The sequence below is a fragment of the Paraburkholderia sp. FT54 genome (assembly GCF_031585635.1).
GTDB lineage: Bacteria > Pseudomonadota > Gammaproteobacteria > Burkholderiales > Burkholderiaceae > Paraburkholderia.
The window spans coordinates 2,348,340-2,370,731 of record NZ_CP134196.1 but is presented as its reverse complement, the minus strand read 5'-3'; the positions used below and the strand labels follow the sequence as shown (position 1 = coordinate 2,370,731).

At 63.5% G+C, this 22,392-nt stretch carries 20 protein-coding genes; 8 read left to right on the top strand and 12 right to left on the bottom strand.

Annotated elements, in window-relative coordinates:
* Positions 1 to 139 precede the first annotated feature (139 nt).
* Positions 140 to 1,525, bottom strand: coding sequence for an MmgE/PrpD family protein (locus RI103_RS30235; RefSeq protein WP_310816319.1), 1,386 nt, complete (start codon positions 1,523 to 1,525; stop codon positions 140 to 142).
* A gap of 76 nt (positions 1,526 to 1,601) precedes the next feature.
* Complete coding sequence (locus RI103_RS30230) at positions 1,602 to 2,351, bottom strand: FCD domain-containing protein (protein ID WP_310816318.1); 750 nt, start codon at positions 2,349 to 2,351, stop codon at positions 1,602 to 1,604.
* A 259-nt stretch (positions 2,352 to 2,610) separates the two neighbouring features.
* Here RI103_RS30230 and RI103_RS30225 point away from each other — a divergent pair, with 259 nt between their 5' ends.
* The 5 genes from RI103_RS30225 to RI103_RS30205 all read left to right on the top strand — a co-directional run bounded on the left by RI103_RS30225 (position 2,611) and on the right by RI103_RS30205 (position 7,692).
* Positions 2,611 to 2,772 carry a hypothetical protein gene (locus tag RI103_RS30225; RefSeq protein WP_310816316.1) on the top strand — a complete coding sequence of 54 codons (162 nt, stop codon included), beginning with the start codon at positions 2,611 to 2,613 and terminating at the stop codon, positions 2,770 to 2,772.
* A gap of 129 nt (positions 2,773 to 2,901) precedes the next feature.
* Positions 2,902 to 4,185, top strand: coding sequence for an MFS transporter (locus RI103_RS30220; RefSeq protein ID WP_310816315.1), 1,284 nt, complete (start codon positions 2,902 to 2,904; stop codon positions 4,183 to 4,185).
* A gap of 104 nt (positions 4,186 to 4,289) precedes the next feature.
* On the top strand, positions 4,290 to 5,591 hold the full coding sequence (locus RI103_RS30215) for an MFS transporter (protein WP_310816314.1): 1,302 nt from the start codon (positions 4,290 to 4,292) through the stop codon (positions 5,589 to 5,591).
* Positions 5,588 to 6,340 carry an SDR family NAD(P)-dependent oxidoreductase gene (locus RI103_RS30210; protein ID WP_310816312.1) on the top strand — a complete coding sequence of 251 codons (753 nt, stop codon included), beginning with the start codon at positions 5,588 to 5,590 and terminating at the stop codon, positions 6,338 to 6,340. Before RI103_RS30215 ends, RI103_RS30210 begins: the two co-directional genes overlap by 4 nt.
* A gap of 182 nt (positions 6,341 to 6,522) precedes the next feature.
* The gene (locus tag RI103_RS30205; protein WP_310816311.1) at positions 6,523 to 7,692 is read left to right on the top strand and encodes a porin; all 1,170 of its coding nucleotides are present in this window, start codon (positions 6,523 to 6,525) and stop codon (positions 7,690 to 7,692) included.
* Between the two features lie 92 nt (positions 7,693 to 7,784).
* Here RI103_RS30205 and RI103_RS30200 read toward each other — a convergent pair whose 3' ends face one another.
* From RI103_RS30200 to RI103_RS30170, 7 genes are all read right to left on the bottom strand, one after another.
* Positions 7,785 to 9,128, bottom strand: a complete 1,344-nt coding sequence (locus RI103_RS30200) for a cytochrome c (protein ID WP_310816310.1) — start codon at positions 9,126 to 9,128, stop codon at positions 7,785 to 7,787.
* A gap of 9 nt (positions 9,129 to 9,137) precedes the next feature.
* Complete coding sequence (locus RI103_RS30195; protein WP_310816309.1) at positions 9,138 to 10,922, bottom strand: GMC family oxidoreductase; 1,785 nt, start codon at positions 10,920 to 10,922, stop codon at positions 9,138 to 9,140.
* A 64-nt stretch (positions 10,923 to 10,986) separates the two neighbouring features.
* Entirely contained in the window at positions 10,987 to 11,751 is a 765-nt protein-coding gene (locus RI103_RS30190; protein ID WP_310816308.1) for a gluconate 2-dehydrogenase subunit 3 family protein, read from the bottom strand.
* A gap of 99 nt (positions 11,752 to 11,850) precedes the next feature.
* A complete protein-coding gene (locus RI103_RS30185) occupies positions 11,851 to 12,396 on the bottom strand; it encodes a heme-binding protein (RefSeq protein ID WP_310816307.1) in 546 nt (181 codons plus the stop codon).
* A gap of 97 nt (positions 12,397 to 12,493) precedes the next feature.
* Positions 12,494 to 13,231, bottom strand: coding sequence for an MmgE/PrpD family protein (locus tag RI103_RS30180; protein WP_310816305.1), 738 nt, complete (start codon positions 13,229 to 13,231; stop codon positions 12,494 to 12,496).
* The gene (locus RI103_RS30175; RefSeq protein ID WP_310816304.1) at positions 13,224 to 14,579 is read right to left on the bottom strand and encodes an MmgE/PrpD family protein; all 1,356 of its coding nucleotides are present in this window, start codon (positions 14,577 to 14,579) and stop codon (positions 13,224 to 13,226) included. Before RI103_RS30175 ends, RI103_RS30180 begins: the two co-directional genes overlap by 8 nt.
* Positions 14,576 to 15,991 (bottom strand): MFS transporter, encoded by a 1,416-nt coding sequence (locus tag RI103_RS30170; RefSeq protein WP_310816303.1) that lies wholly within the window; start codon positions 15,989 to 15,991, stop codon positions 14,576 to 14,578. The genes RI103_RS30175 and RI103_RS30170 overlap by 4 nt, the downstream gene beginning before the upstream one ends.
* A 255-nt stretch (positions 15,992 to 16,246) precedes the next feature.
* On the opposite strand from RI103_RS30170, the gene RI103_RS30165 reads away from it, so the two are divergent.
* Positions 16,247 to 16,939: a GntR family transcriptional regulator gene (locus RI103_RS30165; protein WP_310816302.1), complete on the top strand. Its 693-nt coding sequence runs from the start codon at positions 16,247 to 16,249 to the stop codon at positions 16,937 to 16,939.
* A gap of 142 nt (positions 16,940 to 17,081) precedes the next feature.
* Here the strand turns inward: RI103_RS30165 and RI103_RS30160 are convergent, their stop codons facing one another.
* Together RI103_RS30160 and RI103_RS30155 are read right to left on the bottom strand one after the other, a co-directional pair.
* Entirely contained in the window at positions 17,082 to 17,429 is a 348-nt protein-coding gene (locus tag RI103_RS30160; RefSeq protein WP_310816301.1) for a DUF4148 domain-containing protein, read from the bottom strand.
* Positions 17,430 to 17,631: 202 nt separating this feature from the next.
* Complete coding sequence (locus RI103_RS30155; protein WP_310816300.1) at positions 17,632 to 19,182, bottom strand: acetolactate synthase large subunit; 1,551 nt, start codon at positions 19,180 to 19,182, stop codon at positions 17,632 to 17,634.
* A 132-nt stretch (positions 19,183 to 19,314) separates the two neighbouring features.
* On the opposite strand from RI103_RS30155, the gene RI103_RS30150 reads away from it, so the two are divergent.
* Complete coding sequence (locus RI103_RS30150; protein WP_310816299.1) at positions 19,315 to 20,250, top strand: LysR family transcriptional regulator; 936 nt, start codon at positions 19,315 to 19,317, stop codon at positions 20,248 to 20,250.
* A 203-nt stretch (positions 20,251 to 20,453) separates the two neighbouring features.
* The gene (locus RI103_RS30145) at positions 20,454 to 21,440 is read left to right on the top strand and encodes a zinc-dependent alcohol dehydrogenase family protein (RefSeq protein ID WP_310816297.1); all 987 of its coding nucleotides are present in this window, start codon (positions 20,454 to 20,456) and stop codon (positions 21,438 to 21,440) included.
* A gap of 54 nt (positions 21,441 to 21,494) precedes the next feature.
* On the opposite strand, the gene RI103_RS30140 is transcribed toward RI103_RS30145, so the two are convergent.
* Positions 21,495 to 22,364 carry a LysR family transcriptional regulator gene (locus RI103_RS30140; RefSeq protein ID WP_310816296.1) on the bottom strand — a complete coding sequence of 290 codons (870 nt, stop codon included), beginning with the start codon at positions 22,362 to 22,364 and terminating at the stop codon, positions 21,495 to 21,497.
* Between the last annotated feature and the right edge of the window lie 28 nt (positions 22,365 to 22,392).

Here is a 22,392-nt window from a genome sequence, read left to right as displayed (position 1 = left end):
CGTCGCGGGCAGGCGGCGCGTGCCGTCCGCGTGACTGTTCGGAAATGGCCGCGACGTCTGCTGTGTGTGAAAGGGCGCCACATGTCATCAACGAACGGACGCCCGCAAACAAAGGCGTCGCAAGCGTCGACCGACAGGCCTATCGCCGGAACTGCGCGATCGCGCCGAGCGCCGGCTCGTCGAACACCGTCTCGCACCATTCGCGCGCCTCGTCGGCAAGAGTTGAGCTCCAGCCGCCGTGCTTCGCGTTGTCGGTGAATTTGGCCGCGAGTTCGGCGCGTGACAACGGCTCGCGCGCGCCGCCGCGCATATGCGGTTGACGCACTTCCTGAACGGTGCCGTCGTTGAGCGTCGCGCGCAAGTGGCCGGTGAAATTGCTCGGATACTCGTTGTCCGGATCGATCACATAGCGGATCTTGCCGGCCAACGCGAGCACCGCCGGATCGTGAATGCGCGCTTCGGTGAACTGGCTGAAGCCCGCCTTGCGATCGAAGAAACCTACGGCCATGCAGAACGGTGTGCTGAATTTGGCGGCGTAAGCGGTCGGCGGCCGATGCTTGACCGCGAGGTCTTCCCACAGCCGATGCACCGTGCCTTCGCCAACTTCGCACACGATGTCGCGAATCTGCTCTGCCTGCACGCCGCGCTGCGCGAGTGCGATCGCGCAATCGATATACGGCTGGGTCATCGTGCCGCACGCATAAGGCTTGAACGCGATCGTCTCCATGATCCACGACTTGCCGAGCGTATCGAGCACCGGCGAGAAGTCGGGCGCGCGCGACGGCGCAAACGCCTTGAAGAAACCGTGCTTGCCTTCGAGCACGGTGCGCGGTCCGTCGAAGCCGCCACGCGCCATCAGCGCCGCGCGAATGCCCGACTGCGCGGCCCATCCGGCGTGCATGCGCTTGGTCGAGGTGCCTTCGGCCAGATATTCGATGATCCCGGCCGCCATGCTGCCCGCGATACCGAGCGCCGAGGTGGCCTGCTGCGGATTCAGCCGCAGCGCGCTCGCCACGCCACCCGCTGCGGCAAGTGCGCCGATCACGGCGGTCGGATGAAAGCCGGCGGTGTGGATCGCGCGCGGTGCGACGAGACTCAGCCGACACATCAACTCCGTGCCGACTGCAATGCCGCGCAGCAACGCCTCGCCGCTGAGGCCTTCGCGTTCGCACGCCGCCAGCACCGCGGGTACGACCACCGCGCCCGAGTGCACCGGACCGCCCTCGAAGGTGTCGTCGTAATCTTCGCCGTGCGCGGCGGTGCCGTTGATCAGCGCCGCATCGAACGCACTGAAGCTGCCCGCGTGGCCGAGCGCGGTGCAGGCGCCGCCTGCATCGGTGGCTTGCAGCGTCGCGCGGATATACGACTCCTCGCGCCCGGCGATGCACAAACCCGTCACATCGAGCAGCAGCAGACGGGCGGTTTCGACCGTCTTTGCAGGCAACGCTGAGGTGTGCACATCGGCAATCCAGGCACCGAGTTTTTCGCCGATGATTCCGTGTCCTTCTGGTTTTTCAACACTCATACGGGTGACCACTCCGAATCGATAATGAAATGCGTGCGCCGCCGTGTCGCGCGTGGGCAAAAGGACTGTTGCGCGACTAGCGCGGACCGTCGGCGAGAGTGGATTGCGCCTTTGCATCGGCTGCAGCACCGGCCGCGGTTCCAGGCGCGGCGTCTTCCGCGCCGTGCGCGGCGATCGCGCGCTGGAAGCCCGCCTGCACGTGCTGACGCATCGCCGTCGCGACGGCTTCAGCATCGCGGCTCGCGAGCGCCTCGAGAATCAATCGGTGTTCCGTGTGCGATGCCTGCGAACTGCCGGTAATCGAAAAGCCGCGCCGGCGCAGCAGATGCAGGCGGTTGACCACTTGCCGGTACAGACCGAGCATCGTCGCGTTGCCCGACAGTTCGACCAGCCGGTCGTGAAAGGCGATATTCAGCGTGAAGTAGTTGTTCAGCTCGCCGTGGATCGAGCTGGCCTCGAGCTGATCGAGCATGGCGTGCAGTTCCTGCAACTGCGTGTCGGTGATCTTCGAGGCCAGCCGGCGGCCGGCCATCTCGTCGAGCCCGGCGCGCACTTCGTAGAGTTCGGCGGCTTCGGCATCGGAAATCTCGCGGATGTAAACGCCGCGATTCTTTTCGAGCCACACGAGCCCCGCTTCCTCGAGTGCGCGAAACGCCTCGCGCACCGGACTGCGGCTGATCTTCAGGTGGTCGGCGAGATCCATCTCGTTGAGTTTCATGCCGGCCTCGAGTTCGCCAGTCTTGATGCGTCGCAGAATTTCATCTTGCACGAGACCGGACAGCGTGACGGAGCGAAGCAACTCGAGCGACGTGGTGGGGCGGGGCATAAGCGGACCTGTGGAACTGTATTTGGGAAAAACTGGCAGTGTACAACGCACATTGCGGCTTGAAGATTGTCGACAACATACTATCCACAATAGATGCGCGCAACTAGAATTTGCCATGATTTGCGTATTGTCGACAATATGTACAATGCGATCTCGTACGCTGGCGGTTCCCCTGACGGTTCCCTTTTCATGGCCTCACTACCCTTTTCGATCCGATGACCCAAGCCGATCGCGTCACCGAAACTCTCGCGATCGGCCGATGAACAATGACGAACTGGCCGCCAGGTTCACTGACCTGGTCGAACCGATTCTGGGCGGCGCGCACACCGCGAAGCTGCTCGACGCGAGATGTCGAATGGAATCGCTGGACAACGTCGCGACGCTGGCGGAGCTGGCGCGCCCTGTGGAAAAGGCGTCGTAAAACGACGCCACCTGCCGTACCGATGACGCGCGCCTCATACGAGCACCGCGCGCTTCATCGCTAACATTGTCGACATAACACAAGCCGCGATATCAACGAACGCGGCGGACCATGAATTCAGGAGACCAGATGTCGAGTTCAGTCGGTGTGGCAGTCGCAGCAGCACGTCCGTATCGCGTCTTTATCGCCACATGGGCGGGCTGGATGCTGGATGGCTTCGACAACGCCATCTACATCTACGTGATCGTGCCCGCCTTGACCGAGTTGCTGCCGAAAAGCGGTTTCGTGGCCGATCATGCGCACATCGCGCGGCTCGGCGGTTTGATGTTCAGCCTCTTCATGCTCGGCTGGGCCTGCTCGATGTTCTGGGGTTGGTGCGCGGACCGTTTTGGGCGCGTGCCGACCATGTGCGCGACCATCCTGATCTATTCGATCTTCACCGGCGCCTGCGGACTCGCGCCCGGCATTGTGTCGTTCGCGATCTTTCGTTTTCTGACGGGCTTCGGCATAGGCGGCGAGTGGGCTGCCGGCGCGCCGTTGTTGCAGGAGTCGGTGCCCGAGCCTTTGCGTGAGCGTCTGTCGGGATGGCTGCACACCGGCACGCCGATCGGCTTTCTATTGGCGTCCGCTGCCGCGCTGGTGATTTTGCCGCTGGGCGGCTGGCGCGTCCTGTTTCTGATCGGCAGCGCGCCCGCGTTGCTGACGATCTGGCTGCGGCTCGGCGTGCCGGAGTCGCGCCGTTGGCAAGAACAGAAGCGCGCACAGGGTCCGCGTGCGCGCGTCAGCGATCTGTTCGCGCATGGCATGGCGCGCACCACATGGTCGGCCGCACTAATGATGACGTGCCTGATCTTCGGGCTGTGGTCGTCGACGTTCTGGATTCCGACGCTTGTGATCACCTGGCAACGCGCGGGCGGCGCATCCGTTGCCGATGCGCAGTATCTCGGCTCGCTGAGCGGATTGATCCTGAGCGTGGGCACGCTCGCGGGATGCGTCGCGATGCCGTGGATCGTGCGCTGGATTCCGCGCCGCAAATCGGTCGCCAGCGTGTTCTTCGCGGGCGCGCTGATCTGCAATGTCACGTCGTACTTCGGCATTGTGGTGCTGCTGAAAAGCCTGCCGCTATTCCTGATCACACTGCCGTTGCTCGGGTTCTTCACGAGCGGCGTGTTCTCGCTGTTCACGATCTGGCTGCCCGAAATGTTCCCGACGATGCAGCGCGCGCTCGGTTCCGGATTCGCCTTCAGCTTCGGCCGCGTGCTCGGCGCGGCGGGGCCGTCGATTGTCGGCGCGCTCGCGGCGATGTTCGGTTCCTATCCGCTCGCCATCAGTGCCGTCTCGATGATCTATCTGGTGGGTCTCGTCTGCGTGAAGTGGGCGCCGGAAACCGCGCACCGGGCACTGCAGAGATGATCCCCACGTATTCCTAATGATGTGCGTCGCGCCGCGAGGCGTCGGCGGCAATCGAAACTGAAGGAGCAAACCATGCAACGCGGTCACCGGCAGGGCGGTTCAAGATGAAATCGAAAGCAGGCATGTTCACCGGCACCACGGGCAGAGTGTTTATGCTGATCTGCGCGATGTATTTCATCGAATATGTCGACCGGGTGAATCTTTCAATCGCGGCGCCGCTGCTGAAGTCGGAGATGCATCTGTCGAACACGCAGCTCGGCATCGCGCTCTCGGCGTTCGGCTATTGCTATGCGATCTTTCAGGTCATCAACGGCTATCTGGGCGACAAGATCGGACCTCGCCGGATGCTGGCGTTCTCGGGCATCCTGTGGACGCTCGGCACGCTCGCGACCGGGGTGACCGGAGGTCTCGCCACGCTGGTCCTTTCTCGCGCGCTGGTCGGTCTCGGCGAAGCCGGCACGATTCCGAACGCCACGCGCGCGATGGCCAACTGGGTTCCGCTGGTCAAACGTGGCTTCGCACAGGGCTTCACGCACTCGGCCGCGCGCCTGGCGGCCACCGTCACGCCGCCGCTGCTCGTGCTGATGATTCCGCTGCTCGGCTGGCGAGGCGCGTTTATGGCACTCGGCTGCGTCAGCGCGATCTGGGTGGTCGTATGGGCGCTGTATTTCCGCGACGATCCGCGCACGCATCCGTCGATCACCGCCGCTGAAGTCGAGACGTTGCCGCCGTATGCCGGCCCGCGCCATCGCACGGCGGTGCCGTGGTGGCCGCTGATACGGCGCATCATGCCGGTCACGCTGGTGTTCTTCTGTCACGCATGGACGCTATGGCTGTATTTGAGCTGGCTGCCGAGCTTTTTCGTCGGCGTGTACGGCATTGATTTGAAGAGTACGGCGCTGTTTACGTCGGGCGTGTTTCTCGCGGGAGTGGTCGGCGATACGGCGGGCGGCCTGCTGACCGACGCGATCTATCGACGCACCGGCAATCTGAACACGGCGCGCCGCAACGTGATCATCATCGGATTCGCAGGCTCGCTGCTGTTTCTCTCGTGCGTACTGTTCGTGCGGGACCGGACGGTGATCGCGCTGTGTCTGGCCGCGGCCCTGTTCTGCCTCGAATCGACTGAAGGCCCGATCTGGGCCGTGCCGATGGATATCGCGCCAGCCTTTGCGGGCGTCGCAAGCGGCTTCATCAGCACGGCGGCCGGTCTCGCGGCGGTCGTGTCGCCGGTCGCGTTCGGCCTGATCACCGACATGACGGGCAGCTATCGCCTGCCGTTCGTTATGTCGATCGCGCTGCTGCTGGTCGGCATTGCGCTGTCGTTCTGGATTCGTCCCGACCGGCCGCTGCAAGCCAGCGCGACACCCACGCTATCAACGGAATCATTGGGAGTGCATTCATGAATGGAGAACTCAGCGGCGTCGCGGTCGTCACCGGGGCGGCGCGCAATATCGGCCGCGAAATCGCTTTGCAACTCGCGGCGGCGGGCAATGCGGTGATCGTCAATGCACGCAGTTCCGCCGACGAAGCCGCGGAGGTCGTGCGCGCGATCCAGGCCGCGGGCGGCCGCGCGGCCGCGCATCTGGCCGACGTCAGCGAACCGGCGGGCGCGCGAAGTCTGATGGAAGCGGCGATTCACCATTTCGGGCAGATCGACATTCTCGTCAACAACGCCGCCGTGCGCCGCGAAGTGCCGTTCGCGGAGCTGGATTTCGCGCGCTGGCGTGAAGTGATGTCGGTGATTCTCGACGGCTCGTATCTGTGCGCGCACGCGGCGTTGCCCTATCTGCGGCAATCGAGGACCGGCGCGATCGTCAATATTGGTGGCATGTCGGCGCATGCGGGTTCGGCGGGACGCGCGCACGTGATCGCCGCGAAAGCGGGCCTCGTCGGTCTGACGCGCGCACTGGCGCACGATCTGGCTCCGGACGGCATCACCGTCAATTGCGTGGTGCCAGGTTTGATCGCGACTGTGCGTGGCGGCTCGGCGGGCAATACCGAACCTGCGCATCACGCTGAACGCACCACCTTGCTCGGCCGGCGTGGCCAGCCCGAGGAAGTTGCGAGCCTCGTGCAGTTTCTATGCGGCCCGACAGCACGTTATCTGACGGGCCAGGCGATTCATGCGAACGGCGGCGCTTTTCTAGGCTGATCGTTCTGGCGACGGCGCTGCGCACGACATCCGCGCGCCGCCGTCGAACGGTGTCGAGTCGGACCCGCCGCCGCGGGTTTCGCAGGAGGATTGCTTATGCGGTGAAGACGGCAAATTAATTAGTATTACAGAGTGAAATGTTGGATGCACAGAATAAATCATGACTTGGCGGAGATAGCAGAATGAGAAAGTCGCTTTTTGCATTGTCGATATTGGGTACCTTTGCAGGAACTGTTCATGCGCAGAGTTCCGTGACGTTGTACGGCATTGTCGATGAAGGCGTGATGATCAACACCAACGCGAAGAACGTGGTGAACGGCAAGAATGTGGGAGGCCGGCAATTTTCGGTCGATTCCAACGCGGGCACGCAGGGCAGTCGCTGGGGCATCCGGGGCGCCGAAGATCTGGGCGGCGGCCTGAAGGCGATCTTCGTGCTGGAGTCGGGCATCAACGTCAGCACGGGCGCATTCGGACAAGGCGGCACCGCATTCGGCCGGCAAGCCTACGTGGGACTCGCGAGCAGTTCGTTTGGCTCCGTGACGTTGGGCCGTCAGTACGACAGCATCAACGACTACGTCGGCGGCTACGGCTTTGCCGCTGCTTATGGCGGATCGACGACGGAACATCCCGGCGACCTCGACAACGTCAACCACACCTTCCGCGCGAACAGCACGATCAAATACGCGAGCCCCAATTTCAACGGACTGACTTTCGGCGGCACGGTGAGTCTGGGTGGCGTGGCGGGGGAGATCTCGCAGTCCAGCGGCTATAGCCTCGGTGCGAACTATGGACACGGTCCGCTCGGCATTGCGCTCGCGTATGAACTGTTCAAGAATCCGTCGGCGATGGGCTCGCTTCTGAACAGCAACGCGAGCGCCACGACGTTCAATTCGTTGAATTCGGGCTACCTCGGCACGAAGCCCGCCAATTCGCTGCAAATCATCACGACCGGTGGATCGTATGATTTTGGCCCGGCAAAGATCGGCGCGGTGTATTCGAATACCAGGTACATGAATATTGGCGCATTCGGTGGCGCCACCGCAACGTTCAACAGCTACGAGTTGAACGCGCTCTATCGCTTCACGCCGGCGCTGTCTCTGGCGGGCGAATACAACTATACGAAGGGCAATGCGGTGAAGGGCGACATCGGCGATCAGAAGTACAACCAGTTCTCGTTGCTGCTCGACTACGCGCTGTCCAAGCGTACCGACGTCTATCTGCTTGGCACCTTCCAGACCGCGAGCGGCACGAGTTCCACCGGCGCCGCGGCGGTTGCGGATATCGGCAGTCTCGGCGACTCGTCGAACAACCACCAGGCCGTGGCGCGCGTCGCGATTCATCACAAGTTCTAAGGGCGCTGCTTCTCAACGCAAAAGTCCAGGGCATCGTTCGGTGCCCTGGACTTCACTCATTAAGGCTCACGCGCTATCGCAGCAGCGCTGGCCTATTTCGCGCTGATCGCCACGCCGCGAACCGTGGCGACTTCGGATGCGGTGACAGCAGCCGCGCGATTTCCCCAACTGCTTCGAACAAAGCTCAATAGATCCGCGATCTGCTGATCGGTCAAACGCCAGCCGAAATCGGGCATCGCGAGCGGCGTTGGCGCGGCTGCGGTGGACGGCATATGGGAGCCGCTCAACACGATATGAATCAGCGATGCCGGATCGCCGCTCAGCACCGAGGCATTGCCCCTGAGGCTCGGGAAGGCCGGCATCGCGCCGGTGCCGTCCGTGCGGTGACAGGCCGCGCAATTGTCCAGATAGAGATGCGCGCCGGTCGAATCAATGTGGCCGGCTCTGAGCGCAATGGCCGTCGGGTCCGCGCGGCTGGTTTGCTGCGTGGCTGGCGGGGTCGCGCCCGCTTGCAATGACGGCGACGTCAGATAAGTTGCAATCGCGTTCAGATCGTCGTCGTGCAGATATTGCGTGCTGTCGTCGATGACCTCCGTCATCGGTCCGAATGCCGCGCCGTCATGCAAGCGCCCACTGCGCAGATAGGCGGCGAGATCTGCCTTGCTCCACGCCTTGTTGCCGTCCGACGTTCGCGCCGGATGTCCACGCAGGTTTGGCGCGTACCAGCCCGCCAGCGTATTGCCGGACAGGAACGCGGTGTTGTCCTTGTCGTCGAGTACGCTCTCCTGCCCAAGCATGCCGTGCGGCGTATGACATGCGCCGCAATGCGCGAGCCCTTGCACCAGATACGCGCCACGATTCCATTCGACGCTCTGATGCGCATCGGCCCGATATGGCAGCGAGTCATGCGCATACAAACGATCCCACACTGTCATCAATGTGCGCACGTTGAACGGAAACCGCAGTTCGGATGCGCGGTTCGTCTGCTGGACAGGTTTAATGCCTTGCGTGAAATAGCGATAGAGCGCATGCATATCGGCGTCGTCGATCTTCGCGTACGACGGATACGGCATCGCCGGATACAGACGATGGCCGTCCCTCGCGACGCCCTGGCGCAACGCCGCGGCAAAGTCGTCGTAGCTATAGTTGCCGATGCCGGTCGCTGCGTCCGGTGTGATGTTGGTCGAGTAGAGCGTACCGAAGGGCGTCGCGAGCGGCAACCCACCCGCGAACGGCTGCGCCTTGTTCGCCGTGTGACACGCCGCGCAATCGCCTACCTTGGCGAGATAGGCGCCTTTGTCCAATTGTGCGTCGACGGTCGCCGGCGTGAGCGTCGCGTTCGGGGTTTGCGCATTTGCGCCACCGGGCGCGCCACTGCACATCAATGCAAACACCGGAATCAGGTACTGTCTCAAGCGATCGAGTGTGATTTTCATGAAGGTCGCTCACGCCTGAACCAGAGGGCCGGGATTCTTCAGATAGGTTTCGCGGATCGCCTTCGCCGCGTAGTACGTCATTGCGCCGATCGTGCCGGTCGGATTGATGCCGAGATTTTGCGGAAACGAACAGGCGCCCGCCACGAACACGTTCGGGACATCCCACGACTGAAGATACTTGTTGACCACGCTGTTCTCCGGCCGGTCGCCTGCGATCGCGCCACCGGTCGTATGCGTGCTCTGATACGGGCCGACGTCGAAGTGATCGCCCGGCTTGCCCGCGTTGATCGCAACCGATTGCGGCTTCGGGGTCATGGCGCGCGCGACATCGGCGGCCTTGTGGCTGATGAACTGCGTCATGCGGCCTTCGTTGTCTTTCCAGTCGAACGTCATGCGCAATAGCGGCAGGCCATACGCGTCCTTATACGTCGGATCGAGATCGAGATAGTTGTCGCGGTACGACATCACCGAGCCTTGCGTCGAGATGGCGAACGAATGCAGATAGTGGTCTTTCACGGCCTTTTTCCAGCCCGAACCCCACTTCGGCGTGCCGGGCGGCACCAGTGCCTGCGCAATTGGGCGACCACCCGTCACGGTCGCAAAGGTGATCGCGCCGCCGATGAAATTCAGAGGCCCGTGATCGAAGTTGTCGGCATTGAAATCGTCATAAACGACGCCGCCCGATCCCGAACCGATGAACGGATTGATCGCGACATCCTTGTCGAAGAAGACCTGAATCTTGCTGTTCTTCTGGTACGCGTAGTTCTTGCCGACGGTGCCTTCGCCGGTGGCGGGATCGTATGGCTTGCCGATACCGGACAACAACAGCAGGCGCACGTTGTGCATCTGGTACGCGCATAGGGCGACGATATCCGCCGGCTGCTCGACGGTGTGTCCCTGAGCGTCGATATAGGTGACGCCGGTCGCGCGTTTGCCGGTCGAGTCGAGATTGACCTTGACGACCGCCGAGCGGTCGCGCAATTCGAAATTCGGCTTTCTCGCGAGGGCCGGAAGAATGCAGGTCTGCGGCGATGCTTTGGAGAACATGTAGCAGCCGAACAGTTCGCAATAGCCGCAGAAGTTGCACGGCCCAAGCTGCATGCCGTACGGATTGGTATATGCCTTCGACGCAATCGAAGCAGGCGTCGGATACGGGTGGTAGCCGACTTCGCGCGCGGCCTGTTCGAACAACATCGACGGATACGCGGTCGGCAAGGGCGGCAACGCATAATCGCGCGAGCGCGGCGCTTCGAACGGATTGCCGCCGCTGATCGACTGGCCGTTGAGATTGCCCGCCTTGCCCGAGGTGCCGGCGACATATTCGAAGCGGTCGTAGAACGGCTCGAGTTCGGCGGCGCTGACGGGCCAGTCCTGAATCGTCATGTCGTCGGGAATGAAGCCCTTGCCGTAGCGTTGTTCGTAGTGGCTGCGCAGTTTCAGTTCGGGGTCGGTCGCGCGATACGTGAAGCCGTTCCAATGCACGCCCGAGCCGCCAACGCCATCGCCGAACAGAAAGGCGCCGTACTGGCGCAGCGGCAACGCGAGTTCGCTCGCGTGGCGGCGGATCGTGACGGTCTCGTGCGCGAGGCTTTGCATCAGCTTGTAGCGCTGCACGTAGGTCAGTTCGTCGGCGATCTTCGGATACGCGAAGTCGGGATACGTGTCGCGGTTTTCACCGCGTTCGAGGCCGACCACGGTGAGGCCGGCGTCCGCCAGTTCGATCGCCATGATCGAACCCGACCAGCCCATGCCAACGACGACCACGTCCACTTTGGGTTTACTGATGTTCGCCATGTGTCTCCTCCTGGCGTGTGTTTTATGCGATGCTGCTGTGCGTCGCGCTGGATGAAGACGGCGGCTATGCCTTGCCTTCGATCGTCACGGATCCAAGCGGATACACTTTGCCGGGTTGCGCGACCCAGTCGAGATAGTCGGCGCGTGCGCCAGGAAAACCGATCATGGTCCAGCTCGCGGCGTGCTTGTTGCCGCCGTGAACCGGATCGGAAAAATAGCCTTCTTTCGTGTTCTGCCACAGCAACGCGATGAAATGAGCGGTCGAGGTCTGCTCGAATTTGACCTTGCCGCTATCCATGCCGTGCAGCAACGTGTCCTGTTGCGCGGCGGACAATTGCACGAACGGCTTGCCGCCGAAGTGTGTCTTGCAATAGACGTCGAGTGCCGCGATGCCGGTGCGATACAGGTCGCGAGGAGACATCGGACTTTGATAGCCGGCGAGCGGTGATGCGTCCGGATGAAACGGACCGTGCATGTACCACGCCGACGCATGACCGAACGCGCCTTCCATCTGCCGGTCGATGAACGCCGCGACGTCGAGTTCCAGCGCGCCGGGGCCTTCGGCATCGGCCGGAATCAGGCGGTCGATCGTGGCCTGCAGAGTGCTCCATTCGTCAGGCTTGAAGAACTTCGGCTGGTACGGTGTCGAGCTGGAACCGTCGACGCCAGCGGTGGTCGACGCCGATGCTGACGCCGTCACACCGCCGGGTCGATCACACGCGGCGAGGCCGCCAGCCACCGGCAAAACCGCGACGCTTTTGATCAGGAACCGGCGCCGTGATGATGCGATCGGCGGCATCGCTGATCCGTCAGCGGGTTTATCGGCCATGATGAACTTCTCCGTGCATAAAAAAGGCATCCTGATCAAGTTGGCTTGCGAGCAGGATTGTCGACCAACGCGAGCGCCGCAAAACGGCGACTCGCGTCGTTACTTCAATGCGTCCGCGCCCGCCTTGCAGATATCCGCATCCTGATCGCCGCTGCCGCCGCTGCATCCGATCGCCCCGACAATCTTGCCGCCGATCACGAGCGGATAGCCTCCGGGCGACGCGACCACCGAAGGATCGAGCGTCGCCGAAGAGGTGTGGCCGGCTTCGAAGGCGTTATAGAACGTGCGCGTATCGCGGCGAAAACGCGCGGCGGTCGCGGCCTTGCGTAGCGCGATTTTCGGCGATGAGTTCTGCGTGTCGTCCATCTTCGCGAACGCGACGAGCTCACCGCTCGGATCGGTCACCGCAATGGCTTCGGGCCAGCCATGCCGCGCGGCCTCGGCTTCGGCGGCTTCGAGCGCCTGGTTGGCGTTCTGCAGACTGATTGGCATGCCGTATGGAATATCGAACGGCGAGTGCGCCGGCAGTCCACCGGCCGACGGTTGCGACGCGGGCGTCTGCGCGATGGCGTTCGCGCCGCTCAGTGCCGCGCACAGCGAGAACAGCGCGGGCAACGAGGCTTGGATGATTCGCTTGCTGGTCATATTGGATTCCCCTGGTCTGGCCGACGAGGCGTCGAGCATGGTTGATGATGACAGCTTCGCCCCATGCGTCAAACACATCGGGCGAAGCGCGTCACGTTCAGTCGAGCGAAGTCCAGCGCGTACCCAGCGCTTCAGTGATGGCGGCGGCGTCGAATCGATACGCCATCAGCGCCGCGAAGCCGCGCCGTCCATCGATCGAAGCAGCGGCGCTCGTGAATCCGTGCTTCGCGATCATCGCGGCTTCGAGCGCGTCGGCAGCGGCTTTGCCGATCTCGATCGCTTCCATTGCGTGGTCCGCGTTGTGCGCGAGGCCCGCGGCCTGGGTTGCGGCGACGCCGAGTGCATGACGTGTATGCACTTCGTCGAGACGCAGCAGGCGCGAGACCGCCAGCACCGCGCCCAGCAAGCCCACCGACGACGCCACGTTCCAGCGCGCGCGAAATTCGTCGCTATCGACCGCACTGAGAATGCGCGAGGCGGCTTCGATACCGATCGCGGCGGCGGCGATCGCATCGTTTTCGGACGAGCCGAGCCTGTCGCCGGCCGCGATCACGGCGGCGAGCACCGGCATTGCCGGCGACGCGGCGGCCTGCGTCGCGAGCGACGTGCCGAGAATCCATGCGCGAGTGCGCGAGTCAGTCGTCGCGCTGCCTTGCGATTGCAGCAGTGCGCTGATCTGCGCGGTGGAGCGCGTCGCCGGATCGGTGAGCAGGCGCGCGTGAGTGAGCGCGTCGCGGGCGGCGTCGAGTGCGGCATCGGCCGAGGCGGGCAGCGCGGCGATGGCGAAGCCGACGAGCGCGTCGGACACGACGGAATGTTGAGCGGCGTTATGCATGATTCAGTTCCTCAGACGGTGCGCAGAGTGCAAAGAGCGCGTCGAGATTGGCGGCGGTATCCAGTGTCGCCACGGCGGAAGCGAGTTGTGCGGCGACGCCCTCGCCGAGCAGCGGATCCACCAGCAGACGAACCTTGTGCATCAGTTCGTCCTGGGTCAAGGGACGCGCGAGACTGCCGCGCGCATGCTCGACGTGATGTTCGACGACCGTGCCGTTCTTCAGCGTCGCCGCGATAAAGACTTCGTCGCGATTGACCGATGCGTCGGGCGCGAGCTTCGTCAGCGCGCGCACCGCGGTGACGTCGTCCCGCACCACGCGCGCGTCTTCGTATTGCGCGAGACCGACCTGGCCGTCGCACAGCGCGGCCGCCACGCCGTGAATCGCGCTGAAGCGCGCCTGCAGGCCGTCCTTCGGCTGCGGATTGCCCATCAGTTCGGGCACGAGCGGATGGCAGCGCAGCGTGATCGATTCGATCGACTGCACATCGTCGATCCGCGGCGCGAGCGCGAGTCCCGCGTCGATCGCCGGATGCGCGACGATGCCGCACGGATACGGCTTGTACGTGTTGAAGAGCAGTTCCCAGCGCTCGCCGAACGCGCCGTTCATGAGCTCGAAATCGACCTTGGTCGACATCGAATGCGAATAGCCGCCGGCGGCTTCGAAAATATCGGCGGCGGCGCGCTGGCCTTGCTGCGCGAGACGCGCGGCCGCAATGCCGTTCGCTGCCGCCTTGCCGGGGTGATAGGGCTTGGTCATCGTGCCGAATGCTTCGCGCTGGCCGACGAACATCGAGGCGGCGATCGACACGGCTTCTGCCAACCTCGCTTCGTCGAGACCGAGCAGCAGTGCGGCCGTCACCGCGCAGCCGATCACACCGCACGTGCCGGTGATGTGCCAGCCGCGATCGTAGTGTTCCGGCGAAATGGATACGCCGACCCGCAACTGCGCTTCGCAGCCGAGCGTGAACGCGGTCAGCGCGGCCGCGCCGGTGGGCCGTGTGTCGGGCGCGAGCGCCGTCAGCACGGCGAGCACCGAAGCGGCAGGGTGAATCACGGTGACGAGATGGGTGTCGTCGAAATCGTCGAGATGGCCGGCAAAGCCGGTTGCGAGCGCCGAAAAATGCAGGTCGACTTTTTCGCGGCGGCCCGGCACCGGCGCGTTCGGCGCGACGCCCAGCTCAGCGGCGGCGGCGAGGATCGCATCGACACCGGGATGCCGCGACGCACCGATCGAGGTGCCGATCACATTGATCAAGGAACGCCTGGCTTCCTCCGCGACCGGAATCGGCAGCGGACGCTGCGCCAGTGCGAAAAGGCCGTGCGCGAATGCGGCGGCGATGGAACTCATTGAGACAACTCCTCCAGACGAATGCCGTTGGTCTTCGGCCCTAGCAGCCCGACCATCACGACGATCACAAACATGGCTGACGAAATCAGCACGAACACGGCGGGCACGCCCGAATGCTTCAGCAATGCCGCCACCCAGAAACCGACGAAGATCGAACTCAGACGGCTCCAGCTAAAAACGAAACCGACAGCGCGGGCGCGAATCCGCGTCGGATAGAGCTCGGCCTGATAGGTGTGAAAGATGCCGATCAGCCAATTATTCGCGATGGTCACGGCGCTGCCGAACAGCAGGATCAGCACCGGTTCGCGCACCATGCCGAACAGCACGCCCGCGACCGCGACGACGATCGCGCACCCGACCAGTTGCCACTTGCGCTGGACGCGCTCCGCGCACGCCATCGCGCCGAGCGCACCAAGCGGCGTCGCGAACGCGATCACCATCGTGTAGAGGAGCGAATGCGTGATCGTGATGCCCTTCGTGTAGAGCAGCACCGGCACCCATGCGCCGAATCCATATACGCCGAAGGTCTGGAAGAAGTTGAAGAACGACAGCATCACAGTGCGGCTGAAGTAGCGGCCTTTCCACATCTCCGACCATGACGCGCTGTGCTCACTCGCCAGCGGCTCCGGGGTGTGTTGCGCCGGTGCCTGCAACGCCCGGCCGGTTTCGGCGACCACGCGGGCCTCGATCGCATCGACGATGGCACGCGCTTCCACATGCCGGCCCTTGCTTTCGAGCCAGCGTGGCGACTCCGGCAGGCCGCGCCGCATGAACCAGATCAGCACCGCGCCCGCCGAGCCGATGATCATCACCCAGCGCCAGCCTTCGAGACCGAGGATCGTGTGCGGCACGAGCAGGAACGACAGCACCGCGACGGTCGGCACGGAAGTCAGGATCACGAGGATGCTGAACGCGCTGTAACGGCCGCGCGTGTGAGTCGGCGTCAGCTCGGAAATATAAGTGTCGACAGTGATGAGTTGCACGCCGATTCCGAGGCCCGCGATAAAGCGCCAGAGATCCATGGATTCCGGCGAATGCTGGAACGCGGCGGCGAAGGTCGCGACCGAATAGATCAGCATCGCGCAGGTGAACACGGCGCGGCGTCCGAAGCGGTCGGTGAAGCCGCCGAGCGCCACCGTGCCGACGAACATCCCGGCGAAAAACGAGCCGAGAAAGCTGGCGAACCCGTTGACGTCGAACAGGCCGGCCGTGGTGGCACGGTACAGGCCACTGCCGATGAGTCCCAGTGAGATATAGGCCGCCATGAACATTTCATAAAACTCGAACCAGCCGCCGATCGCGATACGCGCGACGAGGCCGCTGAAATAACGCGTCGGCGGCAGGCGGTCGAGCCGCGCCGAAACGCTGGCTTCGACGGCGGTTGCGCCGGCGATCTCCTTTTCCATGTACATGCTTGCGTCTCCTGTCGACCGCAGTTAGCGCTTTAGCGCTAATCACGGTCCCGTTGGATTGATGTTCTATATTGGTAGTGTCGACACTTTAGGCAAGTGTATGGCGAATCACGGGTGAATTTCAAGAGAAATTCTATGAACTGTGCACACTTTGCGGAATCAAGCAGGAGCCCCGCCGGCCTGGCCGGCCGCCGGTTTGCTAGAATCCGTGCACGCAGCGGAGCGGCATACCAAGGGATATCGAGGAATAACGGGATGGACGAAACTGTCGACACACGCGACGAAGAGGAGCAGAGCGACGCATCGCCGGTCGCGGAGATCGTCGACTGGGTGGCGCGCGGCATCATCGAAGGGCGGCTGCAACCGGGCGACGACCTGAATTCGGTCGATCTCGCGAAGCGCTTCAACGTCAGCCGCACGCCGGTGCGCGAGGCGCTGTTCGTGCTGAACCGCGAACGGCTGGTCGACTGGTCGCCGCGGCGGCGTCCGCGCGTGTCGTCGATGAGCCTCACGGAAGTGCGCGAGATCTACCAGCTGCGCGTGCTGTTATATGGGCAGGTGTCGCTTGCGATCGTCGAGCACGCCACCGCCGAGGACATCGAGTCGTTGTGGCGCGCGCACGCGCGTCTCGCCGACGCGGCCGCGCGCGCCGACGTCGACGGCTATTTCTGGGCCAATGTCGCGTTTCGGGATGAAGAACTGCGGGTGAGCCGTAACGGCATCTTCAAGGAAGTACTCGATTCGATGCGCATGCGCACCAACCGGCTGCGGCACCTCAGCACGTCGTTACCGGGGCGGATGCAGCGCTCGTGCGCCGATCATCAACGGCTGTGCGAGGCGTATGCCGAGCGCGACGGCACGCTCGCGGCGGCGCTGAACCGGTCGATCGTGCTGACTGCGTTGCAGGCAATCGAGCAGGTGTGGGAAACGGAGTTCGGCAAGGGATGACGCGCGTCTGCGGCGTGCCTGCAGCGGAACGGGGCTCAATGCGAGGTGGACAGCGGGTGAAGCTCCGTTGAGCCGGGAGGAACTTCAGATGAAGCCGGGTCCCGTGCATGCAGCAACAGCACGGGACCGGAAAGCGTGCCGCTCATTTGCCGAAATACGGGGTGCAGAAGCTGGCCGGACCGATACAGGTCGAATTCATTGCCGTGTGCGTCGGACCGCTTGACGTTGCACCGTTCGCCGGCGTACCGCCGTAGCTCTGCATCGTCTGTTGGTTGGTGGATTGCGCCGCGACGATCGCATCGGCGGCCTGAATGTCGGCCGGGTATTGGGCGTCTTCGGCTCGCGCGGGGTTATAGCCGGCCTGTTCCACTTGTGCCAGTTCGCTAACGACCTCGGCACGTGTCACCGGAGCATTGGACTGCGCGAAGCTGAGCACCGGAGCGGACAAGGCGGCAGCAGTGAGGGCGAGGCAAACAATAGCTTTCTTCATGATCTCGATTCCTAAATAAATGCAATGGACAACTGGTGGAAATTCTCCGCATGGCAGCAGATACTTCGACGCTACTGGTAGTGCGGGTCTTTCTTCTCTGAGCGTCTGGAAGCCATATTGCGCTTCCTCAAATGACGCAATCCCTACTGCTTCATTACGAAATTGACATGTAAGCCTGCCCCCAAGTCGGGCTTTGCGGCGCTTACTCGATAACCGCTTCGATCAGGCGCGGGCCGCGTTGCGCTACCGCCGAGATGAACGCCTGCTCGAACGCGCGGCGGGAATTCGCGCGGACGGCGGCGACACCCAGGCCGTTGCCAATCGAAACCCAGTCCAACGACGGAGTACTCAGATCGAGCATGGCTGCCGCGCCCGATCCATTCGAAGCCGCGCCCACGCGAACCAGTTCGTTGTTCAGCACCTTATAGCCGCGATTGGCAAACACGACGGTCACGATATCGAGGTCCTCGCGCGCCTGGGTCCAGAGCGACTGGACGGTGTACATCGCGCTGCCGTCGCCGACCAATGTCACGACCTTGCGGTCCGGACAGGCAATGCCGGCGCCGGTCGACACGGCCATCATGCTGCCGATCGCACCGCCGGTGAGGTTGAGAAAATCATGCGGCGCGGCGTTGTTCAGGAGGTCGTAGTAAGGCAGGGTCGACGAAACGCCCTCATCGGCGACGATTGCGTTTGTGGGCAGATGCATGGCCACGATCTGCGCAATGCTCTTCGCGTCGAGTGCGCCGTCGAGCGACAAGGGAATCGCTTGCCGCGCGGCAACGCGCTCCTCGGCGCCGCTCGCATCGACGGCGTTCATGAGCGCTGCCAGGGCGGCCACTCCGTCTTCGTGCGGATGGCTCAGCACGGCGATCTCGCAGCCGTCGGGCGTCAGCCAGCTGGGTTTGTCGGGATACGCGAAGAAACTGACCGGAGGACGTGCGCCGACCAGAATCAGCAACTCTGTTCCGGCCAGGAATTCAGTGGCGTGCTCGCCGAAGTAGGGAAGCCGTTCGACCCGCACGCGGCCCGCACCGCGTTCCAAACGAGGCGCAAACGTGTCGGAAACCAGCCGCGCCCCGGTCTTTGCCGCGATTTTGCCTGCCGCGACCAGACCTTCGCCTCGAAGCGCGTCGCCTCGAACGAGAAGGACTGCCTTCATTCCTGCCCGCAGCCTGCTGGCGACACGGTCGATAGTTGAACCGGCCGCGTGTGCACGCGGCTGAAGCGGCAGCGCCGCCGCAACCTCGTCCGCGCGGTCCCAGGCGGTGTCGGCCGGGAGAATCAGTGTCGCGATCTGCCCCGGCGCCTCCCTCGCTGCGCGGACGGCGCGTGCCGCATCCGCGCCGACGGAACGGGCGCTCGTGGACGAATGAACCCACTCCGACACCGGACGTGCAAAGCCGGCGATATCCGAGGCGAGAGGCGCGTCGTACCTTGCGTGCGACGACGCATGATCTCCGACAATGTTCACGATCGGACTGGAAGCGCGGCGCGCGTTGTGGAGATTGCTCAGACCGTTTGCCAGCCCTGGTCCCAGATGCAGGAGCGTGGCGGCCGGCTTGCCGGCCATCCGAGCATAGCCGTCGGCGGCCCCGGTTACGACGTTTTCCTGAAGACCCAGCACGGGTCTCATTTCTTTCACCGCGTCGAGCGCTGCAACGAAATGCATTTCCGATGTGCCCGGGTTTCCAAAACAGACCTCCACGTCGCTGGCAACCAGCGACTTCAGCAGACTTTCTGCACCGTTCATGGTGTTGCTCCAAAGATGTCGAAAAGGGGGCGCCGCTGTCTGACGGATTCGGACGCAGTGCCGGCTTGACGACCATTTTCGATAGTCCTACTGTGAGTAACAATCGAGTCGGATCGGAAACTTAGTTACGTCATGCGTAAAAATCTTGATTACGGCCTGCTTCACGCGATGACGGCGTTTGTCAGGGTGGTGGAGGCTGGAACCTTCACATCCGCCGCCGAGCAGATGGACCTCACGACAGCGCAGATCTCGCGGCTCGTATCCGGACTGGAGACGCGCCTGCGCACCAAACTGCTACAGAGGACAACCCGCCGGATTGCGCTCACCAGCACCGGCGAGACGTATGTGATTCAGTGCCGGGATATCCTCGAGCGCGTGAACGTTGCCGAGGCTTATGCATCAGGGGCGACGATCGAGCCGGCAGGGCGGCTCAGGGTTCAATGCATGGGTAGCTTCGGAAATCTCTATGTGGTCCCGCTGATTGCCGACTTTTGCGCAGCGTTCCCCAAAGTGAGCGTCGAGTACGCGACTTCGCAGTACGCGCCGGCGCTGCTTGCGGAGGGCATCGATGTGGGCATCTATCTGTCGCGACAGTTGTCCGATTCGGGATTGGTCGCCCTGTCGCTGGGCACGGTGTTCGGTGTCCTGTGCGCGGCGCCTGCCTACCTTGAACGGCGCGGTGCGCCCCGGCATCCGCGCGAACTGGAGGACCATGCCTGCATTCGGCTGATCAATCCCTCGGTTGCCGCGGAGTGGGAACTGATGTCGGGCAAGCGGTCATTTCTGGCGCAAGCCGTCGGTCCCATCACGGCGGACAATCCCGACGTTCTTCTGAAGACGGCGCAGCAAGCTAGCGGCATAGCCTTGCTGCCGTGGTTCACCGTCAAGGACTCGATTCGCGACGGGCGTCTGGTTCGCGTTCTTCCGTCGTGGCGGTCACCCGATGTCACCGTCTCCGCCCTGTATCCCTCCAGACATTTTCTCGATGCCAAGACCAAGGCATGGCTCGATCTGCTCAAGTCCCGCGTGACGCCCGCGCTGATCGAAGATGCTTCGATGTTTCGGTGACGCGGAACGGTTCCGGTGGACATCGTGCCCGGCGGCCGCCGTCGCGTACGACCAATGCAACTGGCGGCCGCGCCGGGTGAAAGGCCAGGTCATGCGTTAACGCATGACAGGTGTGCGGATTTGTAAGTTTTCAGGCTGGTTTGCATGGGTCACTATGCGCTTCATCTGCTTTTTCCTTACCGGTATTCGCAAGGAGCGTCGCCATGACTATGCAAGCCCTCGTTCTCTCCCAGTACAACGGACCGCTCGAACTCACAACCCTGGCGCGCCCTGAACCGTTGCCTGGCCAGGTGCTGGTGCGCACCGCGGCGGCCGGGCTGAATCCGCTCGACACGAAAATCCGCGCAGGTGGCGCTGCCCATGCAAGGCATCCACTGCCCCTGGTGCTCGGCATCGACATGGCCGGCGTGGTCGAGGCGGTCGGTGCGGGCGTGACCCGCTTTAAAGCGGGCGATGAGGTCTACGGCATGACGGGAGGCGTCGGCGGCATTCAGGGTTCGCTCGCGCAATATGCCGCCGTCGACTCGGATCTGCTGGCACTGAAGCCATCCAATCTGTCGATGCGCGAAGCCGCCGCGCTGCCGCTGGTGTTCATCACCGCCTACATGGGGATCGTGGATCGCGCGAAGCTGCAGGCCGGGCAGACCGTGCTCGTGCAGGGCGGCGCGGGTGGCGTGGGTCAGGTTTCAGTGCAACTCGCGCGGGCGCTCGGGGCGCGGGTGTTCGCCACGGCGAGCGCGCGCGATCACGACATGGTCATGCGCCTCGGCGCCACGCCGATCGACTACGCCACCCAGAACGTCGAGCAATACGTCGCTCGGCATACGGGCTGCGCGGGTTTCGATGTGGTCGCCGATACGGTGGGCGGCGCGACGCTCGATGCGTCGTTCGCCGCGGTCAGGCATTTCGGCCATGTCGTCAGCGCGCTCGGTTGGGGGACGCATGCGCTCGCGCCGCTGTCGTTTCGCGAAGCGACTTACTCTGGCGTGTTCACCTTGCATGCGCTGCTGACCGGCGAGCATCGGGCGCATCACGGCGAGATGCTGGGCGAAGCGACGCGTCTCGCCGAAGCGGGTCAATTGACGCCGCGACTCGATCCGCGCCGCTTCGATCTGCGTTCGGCTGAACGAGCGTACGACGCAATCACCGATCGCAGTGCGCGCGGCAAAATCGTCGTCGATATCGAGTGACGCTGGTCGCGCCGAAGCGTTGACGGGATGACGCCAGCATTGTCCAGAGGCGTGTCAGGCGTTGGCGAGTTTTTCGACGATAACGTCGATCAGCGCCCGCAACCGCCCAAGCCGCCGAAGGTCACGATGGTAGCCAAACCAGACCTCGCGGCCCGGCGGTGTTTCGCCGAGGTCGATGCGCCGCAGGCCCGGCGTGTTGTCGCCCAGCGCGCACGGCAGAACCGCGAAGCCGCCGCCCTCTGCGCACATGCGCGCCTGGACGCCACGATTGTTGCTGGCGTACGCGACCCGCGCATTCGGCAGCATGCGGCGGATCCATGTCACATCGGGCAAGGTTTCGAAGGCGCTGTCCATCGTGATGAGCGATTGCCCTGCGCCATCGCCCGCGTGCGGCGCAACCAGATCGACGTGCCCGTACAGCGCGTAGTTCAAATCCATGATCTTTCGCTGGATGACGTCGGGTTCGTCGAACGGCGTGATGCGAAACACGAGATCCGCTTCACGGCGCGAGAGACTGTAGCGTCGCGAATCGGTGATCAACTCGATCGACAGTTGCGGATGCCGCGAGAGAAACGCGGCGAACACCGGCGTCAGCACATGAATGCCGAACCAGTCGGATGACGACACGCGCAGCGACCCCGTCAGCTGCTGAGCGGTCCCTGCAAGCGAACGCGTGAACGCGAGCGCTTCTTCCTCCATACGCTGCGCGAAGCTCAGCACAGCATGGCCTTCATCGGTCAGTACGAAGCCGTCGGCGGTACGCTGGAACAGCGTCTGGCCGACCGCGTTTTCGAGCGCACGCAATCGGCGGCCCATGGTGGGCTGGGTTTGTCCCAGTTGGCGCGCGGCGGCGCCGAGCGTGCCGCAACGGGCAATCGCGAGAAACACGCGGACATCGCCCCAGTCCATATTCATTTCGGTCATAGCAGGATGCGCTCGTGCGACAGGCCGG

What these genes read in the sequence shown, in the direction of transcription:
- RI103_RS30235 (WP_310816319.1), bottom strand. Translation starts at nt 1,525, where the DNA reads ATGAGTGTTGAAAAACCAGAAGGACACGGAATCATCGGCGAAAAACTC.
- RI103_RS30230 (WP_310816318.1), bottom strand. Translation starts at nt 2,351, where the DNA reads ATGCCCCGCCCCACCACGTCGCTCGAGTTGCTTCGCTCCGTCACGCTG.
- RI103_RS30225 (WP_310816316.1), top strand. Translation starts at nt 2,611, where the DNA reads ATGAACAATGACGAACTGGCCGCCAGGTTCACTGACCTGGTCGAACCG.
- RI103_RS30220 (WP_310816315.1), top strand. Translation starts at nt 2,902, where the DNA reads ATGTCGAGTTCAGTCGGTGTGGCAGTCGCAGCAGCACGTCCGTATCGC.
- RI103_RS30215 (WP_310816314.1), top strand. Translation starts at nt 4,290, where the DNA reads ATGAAATCGAAAGCAGGCATGTTCACCGGCACCACGGGCAGAGTGTTT.
- RI103_RS30210 (WP_310816312.1), top strand. Translation starts at nt 5,588, where the DNA reads ATGAATGGAGAACTCAGCGGCGTCGCGGTCGTCACCGGGGCGGCGCGC.
- RI103_RS30205 (WP_310816311.1), top strand. Translation starts at nt 6,523, where the DNA reads ATGAGAAAGTCGCTTTTTGCATTGTCGATATTGGGTACCTTTGCAGGA.
- RI103_RS30200 (WP_310816310.1), bottom strand. Translation starts at nt 9,128, where the DNA reads ATGAAAATCACACTCGATCGCTTGAGACAGTACCTGATTCCGGTGTTT.
- RI103_RS30195 (WP_310816309.1), bottom strand. Translation starts at nt 10,922, where the DNA reads ATGGCGAACATCAGTAAACCCAAAGTGGACGTGGTCGTCGTTGGCATG.
- RI103_RS30190 (WP_310816308.1), bottom strand. Translation starts at nt 11,751, where the DNA reads ATGGCCGATAAACCCGCTGACGGATCAGCGATGCCGCCGATCGCATCA.
- RI103_RS30185 (WP_310816307.1), bottom strand. Translation starts at nt 12,396, where the DNA reads ATGACCAGCAAGCGAATCATCCAAGCCTCGTTGCCCGCGCTGTTCTCG.
- RI103_RS30180 (WP_310816305.1), bottom strand. Translation starts at nt 13,231, where the DNA reads ATGCATAACGCCGCTCAACATTCCGTCGTGTCCGACGCGCTCGTCGGC.
- RI103_RS30175 (WP_310816304.1), bottom strand. Translation starts at nt 14,579, where the DNA reads ATGAGTTCCATCGCCGCCGCATTCGCGCACGGCCTTTTCGCACTGGCG.
- RI103_RS30170 (WP_310816303.1), bottom strand. Translation starts at nt 15,991, where the DNA reads ATGTACATGGAAAAGGAGATCGCCGGCGCAACCGCCGTCGAAGCCAGC.
- RI103_RS30165 (WP_310816302.1), top strand. Translation starts at nt 16,247, where the DNA reads ATGGACGAAACTGTCGACACACGCGACGAAGAGGAGCAGAGCGACGCA.
- RI103_RS30160 (WP_310816301.1), bottom strand. Translation starts at nt 17,429, where the DNA reads ATGAAGAAAGCTATTGTTTGCCTCGCCCTCACTGCTGCCGCCTTGTCC.
- RI103_RS30155 (WP_310816300.1), bottom strand. Translation starts at nt 19,182, where the DNA reads ATGAACGGTGCAGAAAGTCTGCTGAAGTCGCTGGTTGCCAGCGACGTG.
- RI103_RS30150 (WP_310816299.1), top strand. Translation starts at nt 19,315, where the DNA reads ATGCGTAAAAATCTTGATTACGGCCTGCTTCACGCGATGACGGCGTTT.
- RI103_RS30145 (WP_310816297.1), top strand. Translation starts at nt 20,454, where the DNA reads ATGACTATGCAAGCCCTCGTTCTCTCCCAGTACAACGGACCGCTCGAA.
- RI103_RS30140 (WP_310816296.1), bottom strand. Translation starts at nt 22,364, where the DNA reads ATGACCGAAATGAATATGGACTGGGGCGATGTCCGCGTGTTTCTCGCG.